We start from the raw sequence: 13,397 nt of genomic DNA, 5'->3' as shown, positions 1-13,397 counted from the left end.
GATCGGCAAGACATGGGCCCGGCCCGGTCGGGGCCGGAAGCCCGGTGGAATCAGTCGCTCAATTCGAGGAAGCGGCGCACCCGCTCGCTGTCCGGGTCGGTGAAGAACTTCCCGGGGGCGGCCCGCTCGATGATCCGGCCCTTCTCCAGGAACACCACCTGGTCGGAGACGGCGCGGGCGAAGTCCATCTCGTGGGTCACCAGGATCATGGTGTGGCCCTCGGCGGACATCTGCTTCATCACCGCCAGCACCTCGCCGACCCGCTCGGGGTCGAGGGCCGAGGTGGGCTCGTCGAACAGCACCACCTCCGGCTCCATGGCCAGCACCCGGGCGATGGCGACCCGCTGCTTCTGCCCGCCGGAGAGACTGAAGGGGTAACTGTCGCGCTTGTGCGCCATGCCCACCTTCTCCAGCAGCTCGACGGCCCGGCGCCGCGCCTCCTCCTTGCCCAGGCCGCGCACGTGCACCGGCGCCTCCATGACGTTCTGCAGCACGGTCAGGTGCGGCCAGAGGTTGAAGCCCTGGAAGACCATGCCGGTCCGCGCCCGGATGGAGGCGAGCCGGCGGGCGGACAGGGGCCGGCCGTTCCGCTCGTCGACGCCCATGCGCACGCCGCCGATGTGGATGCTCCCGCGGTCCGGCTCCTCCAGCCAGTTGATGCAGCGCAGCAGGGTCGACTTGCCGGAGCCGGAAGAGCCCAGCACGCTGACCACCTCGCCCCGCTTCACCTCCAGGTCGATGTCGCGCAGGACCTCCACCCCGTCGAAGCTCTTGCAGAGCCGGCGGATGCTCACGACCGGTAGTTCAGACATGTTCGAATCCCCTTTTCGCGCCGAAACGGGCGGACCACTTGATCAGCAGTTCGATGCCGATGCTGATGAGCCAGTAGAGCAGGATGACCATGAGGAAGGCCTCCATGGGCACGAAGTGGCTGGACTGGACCGAGTTGGCCGCCGCGGTCAGCTCCTGCACGGTGATGATGCCGAGGAAGGCGGTGTCCTTGAGGGCGAGGATCAGCTGGTTGCCCAGCAGCGGCCGGGTGCGGATCAGCAGCTGCGGCAGGACGAGCCGGCGGAAGGCCTTGCCCGGGGCGAAGCCGTGGGCCTGCGCCGCCTCGATCTGGCCGGCCGGCAGCATCGTCCGGCCGCCGCGCAGGATCTCGGCGAAGTAGGCGCCGTGGTACAGCACCAGGGCGATCATCCCGGCGCTCCAGGCCGGCAGGCGCACGCCGAGCTGTGGCAGGCCGTAGTACAGCAGGTAGACCAGCACCAGGAACGGCAGCATGCGCATGAGGTCGATGAAGCCGCGCAGCGCCCGCCGCGTAGGACCGGTGCGCCCTTCCAGGCCGTAGACCAGCAGGCAGCCGAGGGCGAAGGCCAGCAGCGCGGCGAGGAGGAAGATGGCGAGGGTGTCGAGGAAGCCGTCGAGGAAGGCCCCGCGGGCACGCCAGATGATTTCCCATGGGTTCATGCCCGTCTCCCGTCACATCGCCAGTCGGCCGGCCTTGCGCTCGGCCAGCGCCTGCAGCCGGACCAGCACGCCGAGGATGGCCATGTAGATCAGCGCCGCGGCGAGGATCGGCGGCAGCGGCTCGTAGGTCACCGCGCCGATGCGGTTGCTCACCCGGCTCAGGTCGACCAGGCCGATCACCGCGATGGCCGGGCTGCCCTTGATCAGGAAGGTCATCTCGTTGACCAGCCCGGGCAGGCTGCCGGCGAGCATCTGCGGCAGCATGATGCGGCGGAACAGCAGCCACGGGGTCATGCCGCAGGCCAGGGCGCTTTCCCGCTGGTCGCGGGAGAAGCCCAGGAAGGCGCCGCGCCAGATCTCCGCGTTGAAGGCCGCGGTGTTGGCGGTCAGGGCGAGGATCGCCGCGGCCTCGCGGCTCAGGTTCAGGCCCCAGCCCGGCGCGGCGAGGAAGACGAACAGGACCAGGGTCACCAGCGGCGTGGCCCGGGCCAGGCTGGTGTAGAGGATCAGCAGCTGGTCGAGGAAGGGAATCCGCGCCATCCGCAGCAGGGCGACGAGCAGCCCCAGGACCACGCCGAGGCCGATCGCCACGGCGGATATCCAGACGGTGACCCAGGCTCCGTCGAGCAGCAGCAGCCAGGCTTGTCCGTTCATGCGCTCACCTCCGCCCGTCCGCTCACTCGATGCCGGCCAGCCGGTGGAACTGCTCGGCGCTGGTGATGGGGCCGACGGGCAGCCCTGGGAACTCCTGGCCGTACCACTTGCGCTGCAGCTCGCCCAGGCGGCCGCTGGCGCGGACCTGGTCGAGGAAGCGGGTGAGGAAGGCCAGCAGCTCGGGACTGTTCTTCGGCACCGGCCAGGCGGCGTAGCCTTCGGCGGAGACCGGCAGGCCCTTGGCGAACACTCCGGGGCGGGCCCTGACCAGGTCGTTGACCGAGACGACGCCGTCGATCACGTAGTCCAGCCGGCCGTTGGCCAGGTCGGCGTAGGCCTCGGGATAGGACTGGTACTCGACTACCTCGCCCAGTTCGCCGCCGGTCTTCGCCAGCATCCGCTCCAGCTCGGGCAGGCGCGAGAGCAGCGCGCTACCGGCCTGCACGCCGAGCTTCCTGCCGCTCAGGCTGGCGATGCTGTCGAGGCGCTCGTCGTCCGCGCGGCGGATGAAGTAGTGCTGCGCCGAGGCGAACGGCGGGGCGAAGTCGAACACTCGCAGGCGCTCGTCGGTGACCAGGGCCCCGGTGAAGGCGAAGTCGTACTTGCCGCCGACCACCGCGGCCAGCAGCCCGGTCCAGGGCAGGATGTCCTGGCGCACCTCGAGCCGGGCGTAAGTCTGCAGCTCCTGCAGCAGGTCCTTGTGGAAGCCGTCCGGCTTGCCGTCGGTCATGAAGTTGTAGGGGGCGTAGTTGTCCTCGGTCGCCACCGTCAGATAACCGCGGCTGCGGATCTCCTCCAGGTCGGCGCGCGCGCCCAGGGACAACGCCAGCAGCGCCCCGGCCATCCCCAGCAGGGCTGCCCGGCGCCAGACGCCCCGGTTCCCGGAAGTTGCAGACTTGGCTTGCCGTTCTCGCATGTGATCGCTCCCTTGCCGAAGCCCGACGGACGGGAAAACCGCCTGCGCCGGGGCGTTGTTGACCGCTTGCCGAGCCACCATAGGGCCGCGCTTCCGGCCCCGGTTAGGGACAGTTGGCGGCATTCGCCGGGACAGCGCGAGCGGCGGCTTTCTGGCCTGCTCCTTGCTGGGAGGAAGGGTTGATGCGGTAAGGGAGCAACCATGATCGACCACTTCTTCCACCTGGATTTCGACAGCCAGCGGGGGCTGCAGGAGCAGCTCCGCGAGTCGCTGGTGGGGGCCATCCTCAGCGGGATCTTCCCCGCCGACGAGCCCCTGCCCTCGTGCCGGCGGCTGTCCCAGCAGCTGTCCGTCTCGCGCAATACCGTGGCCCTGGTCTACGAGAGCCTGCTGGACAGCGGCTACCTGCAGAGCCGGCCGCGCAGCGGCTACTACCTGCACCCGGACTACCGCGGCCCGGGCGCGCCGAAGGCCGCCGCGGCGCAGGAGGAACGGTGCGAGGAACGGGCGGCCGGCGCCCCGGAATGGGGCGAGCGTCTCAAGTGCCAGCCCAGGATGCGCCAGGGACTGCTGCGGCCGAGCAACTGGATGCAGTTCGCCTACCCCTTCATCTACGGCCAGCCGAACAGCGAGCTGTTCCCCCTGGAGCAGTGGCGCGAGGCGTCCCGCGACACCCTGCGCACGGAGCGCAACCACGAATGGATCTTCGACGGCGTCGACCGCGACGACCCGCTGCTGATCGAGCAGCTGCGCACCCGGGTGCTGCCCAAGCGCGGCATCTGGGCCGAGCCGGAGCAGATCCTGATCACCCTCGGCTCGCAGAACGCGCTCTACCTGCTGGCCACCCTGCTGATGGGCAAGGGCACCCGGGTCGGCATGGAGAACCCGGGCTACCGGGACGCCTGGAACGTCTTCGACCTGCGCGGCGCGGACATCCACCTGCAGGAGGTGGACGGCGAAGGCATGCGGATCGACGCGCGGCTGGACGGCTGCGAGTACCTCTACCTCACCCCCGGCCATCAGGTGCCCACCGGCGTGACCCTGAGCCCGGAACGGCGCCGGGCGCTGCTGCGGCGGATCGAGCGGGAAGACCAGATCGTCATCGAGGACGACTACGACGCCGAGCTGAACCTGGACAACCACCCGCAGCCGGCGCTCAAGGCCGCCGACCGCCACGGCCGGGTGGTCTACATCAGCAGCCTGTCGAAATGCCTCTCCCCCGGCCTGCGCATCGGCTACCTGGTGGCCGACGCCGAACTGGTCGCCGAGCTGCGCGCCCTGCGCCGGCTGATGTACCGCCACCCGCCGCTGAACAACCAGCGCCTGCTCGCCCAGTTCCTCGCCCAGGGCAACTACGACGCCCACCTGCGCCGCTTCCGCAGCGAGCACGCCCGGCGCCAGGACGAGCTGCAGCGGGCCATCGACAGCTACCTGGGCGGCTGCCGGCGGATCAGCGCCTCGGGCGCCGGCGCCTTCTGGATGGAAGCGCCGCCGGGCACCGACACCCAGCGCCTGGCCTGGGCCGCGGCGCGTCGCAGCGTGATGATCGAGACCGGCGCCCAGCACTTCTTCGACGGCGAGGCGCCGGCCAACTGCTTCCGCCTGGGCTTCCACGTGCTCGAACGGCAGCGGATCGGGCTCGGCATCCGCCTGCTGGCCGAGTCGCTGGAGCAGCTCTGAGGGAACGCGAACGGCGAGAGGGACGGCGCCCGCCGTCCCTACCGTGCCGACCGGCACTCAGCGCTGCAGCGCGGCCAGGGCGTCGTCGTAGATGTCCAGCGCCAGGAGGACCTGCTCGCGGCTGACCACGCACGGCGGAACCACGTGGACGCGGTTGTCGACGACGAAGGCGAGCAGCCCGCGCGCCAGCAGCGCGGCCTTCAGCCGGGCCATCTGCGCCGAAGGAAGCGGCGCCCGGGTCGTCCGGTCGGCGACCAGTTCGATGGCCCAGAACAGGCCGAGGCCGCGCACCTCGCCGACGCACTCGTGGCGGTCGGCCAGGCGCTTGAGGCCGGGGCCGAGCAGCTCGCGGCCGATGGCGTCGGCATGGCCGACGAGGTTCTCCTCCTCCATGGCGTCCAGGGTCGCGACGATCGCCGCCATCGCCAGGGGATGACCGGAATAGGTCAGGCCGCCGGGGAACACCCGCTCGTCGAAGAAGCGGCAGATCTTCTCCGCGATCATCACCCCGCCGGCCGGCACGTAACCGGAGTTCACCCCCTTGGCGAAGGTGATCAGGTCGGGGATCACGTCGAACTGGTCCAGCGCCAGCCAGCTGCCGGTGCGGCCGAAGCCGGCCATCACCTCGTCGAGGATCAGCAGGATGCCGAACTCGTCGGCCAGCGCGCGCACCCCGGGCAGATAGCCCCTGGGCGGCACCAGGATGCCGGCGGTGCCCGGCACCGACTCCAGCAGCAGCGCCGCCACCGTGCCCGGCCCCTCGCACTCGATCACCCGGCGCAGGTGATGCAGCGCCCGCCGGCACTCCTCCTCCTCGGTCCTGGCGTCGAACTCCGAGCGGTACAGGTAGGGGTTGAAGAAGTGCGCGTGGTCGGTGGCGAACTCGTTGGGAAAGCGCCGCGGATCGCCGGTGGCGACGATGGCGCTGCCGGTATTGCCGTGGTAGGAGCGGTAGGCCGAGAGGATCTTGCGCCGGCCGGTGTAGAGCCGGGCCATGCGCATGGCGTTCTCGTTGGCGTCCGCCCCGGCGTTGGTGAAGAACACCTTGGAAAAGCCCGCCGGCGCCCGCGCCAGGATGCGCCGAGCGGCCTCGCCGCGGGCCAGGTTGGCGGTCGACGGGGCGATGGTCGCGAGGGTCGCGGCCTGCTCCTGGATCGCCCGGATCACCCTGGGATGCTGGTGGCCGATGTTGGTGTTGACCAGTTGGCTGCTGAAGTCCAGGTAGCGCCTGCCGGCGAAGTCCCAGACCTCGCAGCCGAAGCCGCCGGCGATGACCAGCGGGTCCAGCCGGCCCTGGGCCGACCAGGAGTGGAAGACGTACTGGCGGTCCAGTTCGTAGACGTATTCGTTGGTAGGACTCGACGCCCTTTGCATGATGACTCCCCCGCTCGCGGAAACATGACGACGGCCGGCGCCCGCCGACCCTCTGCACGTCTTCACGATAGAAACAAATGGCGAACTGGCCATAGAGCCAGACAGGGGGCGGCGGCGAGCCAGCGCGGGAGAACCGGCGGCCGGCTCGCACTCCTCGCGGAGGCGAGCCGGGGAACCGCGATCAGCGGTCGTGGTGCAGGTAGGCGGCCTGCTTCGGCAGACGCAGGCTGAAGAGGAAGCCGATCACCAGCATGCCCGAGACGTACCAGTAGAAGGCCTCTTCATGGCCGATGGCCTTCAGGCTCAGGGCCACGTACTCGGCGGAACCGCCGAACACGGCGTTGGCCACCGCGTAGGACAGGCCGACGCCCAGGGCGCGGACTTCGGTGGGGAACATCTCGGCCTTCACCAGGCCGCTGATGGAGGTGTAGAAGCTGGCGATGGCCAGGGCCAGGACGATCAGCAGGGAGGCCATCACCGGGCTGTCGACGCTCTTCAGCGCCATCAGGATCGGCAGGGTGCACACCGCGCCCAGGGCGCAGAACCAGAGCATCGAGGCGCGCCGGCCGATACGGTCGGACAGCATGCCGAACAGCGGCTGCATCAGCATGAAGCAGAGCAGCGCCACGGTCATCACGCCGCTGGCGGTCTTGGCGTGCATGCCGACGGTGTTGACCAGGAACTTCTGCATGTAGGTGCTGAAGGTGTAGAAGATCAGCGAGCCGGCGGCGGTGTAGCCGACCACGGTGATGAAGGCCGCCTTGTGGTGCTTGAACAGCTCGGCCAGGCTGCCGGCCTTCTTGCTGGCGCGGGTCTCTGCGCTGCTGGTTTCCTCCAGCGAGCGGCGCAGCAGCAGGGAGATGACCGCGGCTAGGGCGCCGACCACGAACGGGATGCGCCAGCCCCAGGCGCGCAGCTCCTCGGTGGTGAGCAGCTGCTGCAGGATCACCACCACCAGCACGGCCAGCAGCTGGCCGCCGATCAGGGTGACGTACTGGAAGGAGCCGTAGAAGCCGCGCCGGCCCTTGAGCGCCACTTCGCTCATGTAGGTGGCGGTGGTGCCGTACTCGCCGCCGACCGAGAGCCCCTGGAACAGGCGGGCGACCAGCAGCAGCGCCGGGGCGGCCACGCCGATGCTGGCGTAGGTGGGCAGGCAGGCGATGGCCAGGGAGCCGGCGCACATCATCAGCACCGAGATCATCATCGAGCTCTTGCGCCCGTGCTTGTCGGCGATGCGGCCGAACAGCCAGCCGCCGATCGGGCGCATCAGGAAGCCGGCGGCGAACACGCCGGCGGTGTTCAGCAGCTGCACGGTGGGGTCGTCGGAGGGGAAGAACGCCGGGGCGAAATAGATGGCGCAGAAGGCGTAGACGTAGAAGTCGAACCATTCGACCAGGTTGCCGGAGGAGGCACCGACGATGGCGAAGATGCGCTGTCGGCGCTCGGCGGCGGTGTACAGAGGTTCTTGTGCGGTCATGTTGAAGGTCTCACCGGGAAAATGGAGTCGAGCACGGCCGCGTGGGCCGGATCGGCATGGCGGCTGTCAGCGGGCTTCGCTCGGGCGGCGGGCCCGGGCCCCGGAGGACGCATCGAACGGATCGCGGCGGCGGATATGGCGGGAAATGCCGAGGGAACGGCCATGGGGCCGCAGGAGATCAATCATGGCTACTGCTCCGATTCTTAGAGTTGTAAGCGCCGCACGCGAACGAGCGCGCGGCTGCGCGAAACGGAGATAGCAGGATCCGCGCCAGACGCGGAAAGCCCCGGGCCATGCGGGCTTCGGCCCAGGCGGGGGAAATGGATCGGCGGATTTCTGCCGATCACCGAAGCGGCATCGGCAAGAATCCGCCGATCGCTCAGGCCTCGCCCTCGGCGAGGAAGTCGCTGCGGTTGAGGCCGTGGCGCTGCATCTTCTCGTTCAGGGTGCGCCGCGGCAGCTGCAGCAGGGCCATGGTCTCGGCGATGTTGCCGCGGCACTGCTGCAGGGCCTGACGCAGGCACTGGGCCTCGAAGGCCTCCAGCTGGGCAGCCAGCGACTGCGCCGGCAGCGCCGCGCCGGCGGCCCCGCCGGCCCCCAGGCCGAGGGCATGGCGCTCGGCGGCGTTGGCCAGCTCGCGGACGTTGCCCGGCCAGTCGTGGCCGAGCAGCTGCGCCAGCAGGTCGGGGCCCACCGGCCGCGGCTCGCGGCCATGCTGCTCGGCAGCAGCGCGGGCGAAGTGCTCGAACAGCAGCGGGATGTCCTCGCGCCGCTCGCGCAGCGGCGGGATGTGCAGCTCGGCGACGTTGAGGCGGTACAGCAGGTCCTCGCGGAAGCGCCCGGCGCGCACCTCGGCGGCCAGATCCGGCTTGGCCGCGCCGATCACCCGCAGGTCGACGGCGATGCTGCGGTTGGAGCCGAGCCGCTCCAGGCTCTTCTCCTGCAGCACGCGCAGCAGCTTGGCCTGCTGCGCCAGCGGCAGGCTCTCCACCTCGTCGAGGAACAGGGTGCCGCCGTCGGCGTGCTCGATGCGGCCGATGCGCTTGCCCTGGGCGCCGGTGAAGGCGCCGCCCTCGTGGCCGAACAGCTCGCTCTCGAACAGCTGCTCGGGAATCGCCGCGCAGTTGAGGGCGACGAAGGCCTTGCCGGCGCGCCGGCTGAAGTCGTGCAGGCAGCGCGCCACGCGCTCCTTGCCGCTGCCGGTCTCGCCGCGGATCAGCACGTTGACCGAGGTGTCGGCCAGTTCGAGGATCTGCCGGCGCAGCTCGCGGATCGCCGGCGAGATGCCGAGCAGGCTGGCCTCGATGCTGCCCTGCTGCGCCGCCTGGCGTCGCAGCGCGCGGTTCTCGCAGACCAGCCGGCGCTTGTCGAGGGCGCGCTGCAGGGTGCCGAGCAGGCGCTCGGGGGTGAACGGCTTCTCGATGAAGTCGTAGGCGCCCTGCTGCATGGCGCTCACCGCCATGGGCACGTCGCCGTGGCCGGTGACCATGATCACCGGCAGCTCGGCGTCCAGCGCGCGCAGGCGCTCGAGCAGGGCCAGGCCGTCCATGCCGGGCATACGCACGTCGCTGACCACCACCCCGGGGAAGTCCGCCGACAGCAGCGCCAGCGCCTCCTCGGCGCGGGCGCAGGTGCGCACCGACAGGCCGGACAGCTCCAGCCACTGCTCCACGGCCTCGCGGATCGACGCCTCGTCGTCGATGAAGATGATCTGTTGCATGCTCACTCCTGCTGTCCGACGCGCAGTGTAGCGGGCGCCGGGGCGGCCGGCAGCCGGATGACGAAGAGCGCCCCGCCGTCCTGGTTGCGCGCCTCGAGCTGACCGCCCAGCTCGCGGATGATGCCGTAGGACACGGCGAGCCCGAGCCCCAGCCCCTCGCCCACCGGCTTGGTGGTGAAGAACGGCTCGAACACCCGCGACAGATGCTCGGCGGCAATGCCGCCGCCGCTGTCGCCGACGCTGATCAGCCAGTCGCCGCCATCTCGCAGCAGGTCGATGCGCAGCTCGCGGTGCGGCCGGTCGGCCATGGCGTCGAGGGCGTTGTGCAGCAGGTTGACCAGCACCTGCTCCAGGCGGATGGCGTCCCCCTCGACCCAGGCCCCGGGCGCGTTCCGGCGCAGCACCCGGACGCCGTCGCGGCGGATGCGCGCCTCCAGCAGGAGCAGCGCGTGGTCGATCGCCGTGTCCGGCTGCAGGCGCTCGCGCAGGCCGCCCGGACTGTTGCGGGCGAAGGTCTTGAGATGCCCGGTGAGCGCCGCCATGCGCGAGAGCAGACCGTCCATGCGCGTCAGGCAGGTCTGCAGCGCCGCCGGGTCGGACCGCTGCAGCAGCAGTCCGAGGCTGCCCAGCTGCATGCGCAGGGCGGTCAGCGGCTGGTTGATCTCATGGGCCAGGGCCGCGGACATCTGCCCCAGCGCGGCCATCTTGGCCGCCTGCACCAGCTCGTCCTGGGCCTTGCGCAGCTCGGCCGTGCGCGCCTCGACCAGCCGCTCCAGCTCGACCCGGCGAAGTTGGCGCAGATGCCGGTTCTTGTGGCGCTGGCCGAGGAACAGGGCCAGGAAGGCCAGCGCCAGCCAGACGCCGGCCGCCGCCAGCCGGTAGCCGCGCACCACCCCGCCGGCGATCTGGGCCTCGCGCAGCAGCAGCAGGGTCCAGCCTTCGTCGGCCAGCGGCTGGCGCAGGCGCAGGTAGTTGCGCGGTCCGTCCGGCCCGGCGATGCGCAGCAGCTCGCCGTCGCCGACCGCCCGCAACGGCTGGCCGGCGAGCGGCCGCGGGGCATGGCCGGCGTACTGGCGAGCATCGAACTCGGGCGCCCGGTCGCTGCCCGCCTGCTGCAGATAATGGAAACGCCAGGCCGGACGGCTGGAGAGGATCGCGATGCCCTGCCGGTCGGTGACCAGCAGGATGCCGGGCTGCCCGGCCCAGTCGCGCTGCATGTCCTCCATCACCAGCTTGAGCACCAGCACGCCGAGGATACGTCCTTCGCCGTCGCGCACCGCGCGGGACAGGAAGTAGCCGGGCACCCCGGTGGTCACCCCGACGCTGAAGTAGCGAGCGCTGCCTTCGCGCAGGGCGTCCTGGAAATACGGGCGGAAGGCGTAGTTGCCGCCGACGAAGTTGTCCGGCTCCTGCCAGTTGCTGGCGGCGATGGCCTTGCCCTGCAGGTCGAGCAGGAAGATCACCCCCGCCCCCGCCTCCCGGTTCAGGCGCTCCAGGCGCCGGTTGAGCCGGTCGCGCGCGCCGGGATCGGCAGATTCCAGCAGCAGCGCCTGGATCTCGGTGTCCAGGGCGAGGATCGCCGGCAGCGCGCGGAAGCGCTCGACCAGGATGCGCAGCGACTGGGCGTACAGCTCCAGCTGGCCCTGGGCCTCGACGCCGAGCTCGCCCCACTGGCGCCGCTCGGCATAGCGCCCGGCCAGCCAGACGCTACCCAGCAGGCCGAGCAGAATCGGCAGGACGATCAGCAGCAGGGTTCGCAGGCGGGGAAACGACGATGGCATGGGGATTCCCTTGGCAGGCCGGTCGGGCATCTTACCAGCCCGCCGTCCGGCCCAGAGCTGCCATACTGAACGGCATGGTCAGCGCCACCTTCCGCTTCTACGAAGAGCTCAACGACTTCCTGCCGGCGGAACGGCGCCGGCAGTCGTTCACCTGCCCCTGCGCCCGGGCGGCGACGGTCAAGCACATGATCGAGGCGCTCGGCGTGCCGCACACCGAGGTCGAGCTGGTGCTGGTCAACGGCGAGTCGGTGGGGTTCGAGCGGCCGATCCGCGAGGGCGACCGGGTGGCCGTCTATCCCAAGTTCGAGGCGCTGGACGTCACGCCGCTCCTGCGCATCCGCGCCCGCCCGTTGCGCGCGCTGCGCTTCGTCGCCGACGCCCACCTCGGCGGGCTGGCCAGCCTGTTGCGCATGAGCGGCTTCGACACCCTCTACGACAACCATTTCGAGGATGCGCAGATCGCCGAGATCGCTGCCAGCCAGGGCCGCATCGTGCTGAGCCGCGACCGCGAGCTGCTCAAGCGGCGCATCGTCACCCACGGCTGCTACGTGCACGCCCTAAAGCCGGCGCTGCAGCTGCGCGAGCTCTTCGAGCGTCTGGATCTGGCCCGCAGCGCGCGGCCGTTCAGCCTCTGCACCCACTGCAACCTGCCGCTGCACGAGGTGGCCGCCGAGCAGGCCCGGGAACGCCTGCCGCCGCGGATCGGCGCCCTCTATTCGCGCTTTCTCGGCTGCGACGCCTGCCAGCGCCTGTACTGGGAGGGCTCGCACTGGCGCAGCATGCGTGCGGTGCTGGCGCCGCTGCTGGAAGCACCGCCGGAGGAGTAACCGCCGGACGGCTATTGGCTTCGACGATTCCTCTGGTTGGGCGGCCCGTACTGGTAGCTCCTTGGAATCTCCGGCTGCCGGCGGCTGCGCTGTTGCTGCTGCTCGATCAGGGGCAGCGAGCGCTGGGGCGGCGCTTCCGTCGCTCTCGCCGGCGGCAGGGAGGGAAAGCCACCGGGATTCGCCGGCGGCGGGAAGCGCGGCGACGACTGGCCGTATGGGCGCGGCGTGGCCGTTCCCGGCGATCCGGGCTCGCGCGCCGCGGCCGATCCGACGACCAGGATCGCCGATACGAACAGGAGGACGGCCAGCGGACGCGACATGGCAGGCTCCGGATGCGGGATGGGCTGCTTCGACTATAAGCCGCCCATGGTCGACCGCGGATTTCGCCCGCCAGCCGGTCGCATCGTGCAGCGAAGCGGAGATGAAGCGGAATTTGCAGGTCTGATGGGAGGACCTCGGCCAGCTACAGGGACACGTCATGCTATTTCGCTTGCACAAACCCCGCCCCGTGAATCTCGCCCTGCAGGGCGGCGGAGCCCATGGCGCCTTCACCTGGGGGGTGCTGGACGCCTTGCTGGAGGACGGCCGGCTCGAATTCGAGGGCATCAGCGGTACCAGTGCGGGGGCGATGAACGCCGCGGTACTCGCCCACGGCCTGCTGAAAGGCGGCCGCGATGGCGCGCGCGAGGCGCTGGAGCGGTTCTGGCGGGCGGTGGCCGGCAGCGCGCCGATCCTCAGCGCCGGTGCCGATGCCGAAGATGGCAGCCTGCCGCCGTCGATTCGCATCATGCTGTACTGGACCCAGCAGCTCTCGCCGGAGCAGTTCAACCCGTTCGGGCTCAATCCGCTGCGGGAAATCATCGCGACCCAGATCGACTTCGAACGCCTGCGCGCGGCCAGCCCACTGAAGCTCTTCATCGCCGCCACCAACGCCAACACCGGCCGGCTCCGGTTGTTCCGCACCAGCGAATTGAGCGCGGCCTGCCTGCTGGCCTCGGCCTGCCTGCCCTCGCTGCACCACCCCATCGAGATCGAAGGCGAGCCCTACTGGGACGGCGCCTTTTCCGCCAACCCGGCGGTCTTCCCGCTGTTCTACGAATGCGTCAGCGCCGACATCCTGCTAGTGCTGCTCAGCCCGCCGGTGCACGGCACGACTCCGCGGACCGGCGAAGACATCCGCCGGCGGGCGCAGGAACTGGCGTTCAAGTCCACCTTCCTGCGCGAGATGCGCAGCTTCTCCCATGCCCGCGAGTTCGTCGGCCGCTCGCTGATGCCGCTGGGCCGGCTGGAGCGCCGGCTGCGGGAGCTGCGGATGCACCTGATCGCCACCGACGATCTGGCCAACCGGCTGGCCGTGGAATCCAAGCTGACCACCAGCCTGCCCTTTCTGGAAATGCTGCGCGACCAGGGCCGCTCACGGGCGCTGGAGTGGCTGTCGCGGCATTTCCGGGCCATCGGCCGGCATTCGTCGGTGGATATCGCCGGCCTGTTTCACTGA

General features: G+C 70.4%; 12 protein-coding genes. 3 read left to right on the top strand and 9 right to left on the bottom strand.

Annotated features, from left to right (window positions below; genetic code table 11):
* Positions 1–50 precede the first annotated feature (50 nt).
* Genes ACFOJE_RS19145 through ACFOJE_RS19130 form a run of 4 tightly spaced genes read right to left on the bottom strand, consistent with a single transcriptional unit; the run spans position 51 to position 3,040 of the window.
* Positions 51–812, bottom strand: coding sequence for an amino acid ABC transporter ATP-binding protein (locus tag ACFOJE_RS19145; RefSeq protein WP_377816429.1), 762 nt, complete (start codon positions 810–812; stop codon positions 51–53).
* Positions 805–1,470 (bottom strand): amino acid ABC transporter permease, encoded by a 666-nt coding sequence (locus ACFOJE_RS19140; protein WP_377816427.1) that lies wholly within the window; start codon positions 1,468–1,470, stop codon positions 805–807. The genes ACFOJE_RS19145 and ACFOJE_RS19140 overlap by 8 nt, the downstream gene beginning before the upstream one ends.
* Before the next feature lie 12 nt (positions 1,471–1,482).
* Complete coding sequence (locus ACFOJE_RS19135; protein ID WP_377816425.1) at positions 1,483–2,124, bottom strand: amino acid ABC transporter permease; 642 nt, start codon at positions 2,122–2,124, stop codon at positions 1,483–1,485.
* Between the two features lie 22 nt (positions 2,125–2,146).
* Complete coding sequence (locus tag ACFOJE_RS19130) at positions 2,147–3,040, bottom strand: transporter substrate-binding domain-containing protein (protein WP_377816424.1); 894 nt, start codon at positions 3,038–3,040, stop codon at positions 2,147–2,149.
* A 201-nt stretch (positions 3,041–3,241) separates the two neighbouring features.
* Between ACFOJE_RS19130 and pdxR the strand changes: the two genes are divergently transcribed.
* Positions 3,242–4,720 carry a MocR-like pyridoxine biosynthesis transcription factor PdxR gene (gene pdxR, locus ACFOJE_RS19125; protein WP_377816422.1) on the top strand — a complete coding sequence of 493 codons (1,479 nt, stop codon included), beginning with the start codon at positions 3,242–3,244 and terminating at the stop codon, positions 4,718–4,720.
* Between the two features lie 57 nt (positions 4,721–4,777).
* Here pdxR and ACFOJE_RS19120 read toward each other — a convergent pair whose 3' ends face one another.
* The 4 genes from ACFOJE_RS19120 to ACFOJE_RS19105 form a co-directional block, all read right to left on the bottom strand.
* Positions 4,778–6,094: an aspartate aminotransferase family protein gene (locus ACFOJE_RS19120; protein ID WP_377816420.1), complete on the bottom strand. Its 1,317-nt coding sequence runs from the start codon at positions 6,092–6,094 to the stop codon at positions 4,778–4,780.
* A gap of 181 nt (positions 6,095–6,275) precedes the next feature.
* The gene (locus tag ACFOJE_RS19115; RefSeq protein WP_377816418.1) at positions 6,276–7,571 is read right to left on the bottom strand and encodes an MFS family transporter; all 1,296 of its coding nucleotides are present in this window, start codon (positions 7,569–7,571) and stop codon (positions 6,276–6,278) included.
* Positions 7,572–7,950: 379 nt separating this feature from the next.
* Complete coding sequence (locus ACFOJE_RS19110) at positions 7,951–9,291, bottom strand: sigma-54-dependent transcriptional regulator (protein ID WP_377816417.1); 1,341 nt, start codon at positions 9,289–9,291, stop codon at positions 7,951–7,953.
* 2 nt (positions 9,292–9,293) lie between these two features.
* Positions 9,294–11,072: a sensor histidine kinase gene (locus ACFOJE_RS19105; RefSeq protein WP_377816415.1), complete on the bottom strand. Its 1,779-nt coding sequence runs from the start codon at positions 11,070–11,072 to the stop codon at positions 9,294–9,296.
* Between the two features lie 74 nt (positions 11,073–11,146).
* On the opposite strand from ACFOJE_RS19105, the gene ACFOJE_RS19100 reads away from it, so the two are divergent.
* Positions 11,147–11,899, top strand: coding sequence for a Mut7-C RNAse domain-containing protein (locus ACFOJE_RS19100; RefSeq protein ID WP_377816414.1), 753 nt, complete (start codon positions 11,147–11,149; stop codon positions 11,897–11,899).
* A gap of 11 nt (positions 11,900–11,910) precedes the next feature.
* Here ACFOJE_RS19100 and ACFOJE_RS19095 read toward each other — a convergent pair whose 3' ends face one another.
* Positions 11,911–12,219: a hypothetical protein gene (locus ACFOJE_RS19095; RefSeq protein ID WP_377816412.1), complete on the bottom strand. Its 309-nt coding sequence runs from the start codon at positions 12,217–12,219 to the stop codon at positions 11,911–11,913.
* A 158-nt stretch (positions 12,220–12,377) separates the two neighbouring features.
* Here ACFOJE_RS19095 and ACFOJE_RS19090 point away from each other — a divergent pair, with 158 nt between their 5' ends.
* Positions 12,378–13,397: a patatin-like phospholipase family protein gene (locus ACFOJE_RS19090; RefSeq protein WP_377816410.1), complete on the top strand. Its 1,020-nt coding sequence runs from the start codon at positions 12,378–12,380 to the stop codon at positions 13,395–13,397.

This window comes from Azotobacter bryophylli (genome assembly GCF_042643485.1).
GTDB lineage: Bacteria > Pseudomonadota > Gammaproteobacteria > Pseudomonadales > Pseudomonadaceae > Azotobacter > Azotobacter bryophylli.
Note: the sequence above shows the minus strand (reverse complement) of the source record. Positions and strands in the feature narration are given on the sequence as shown.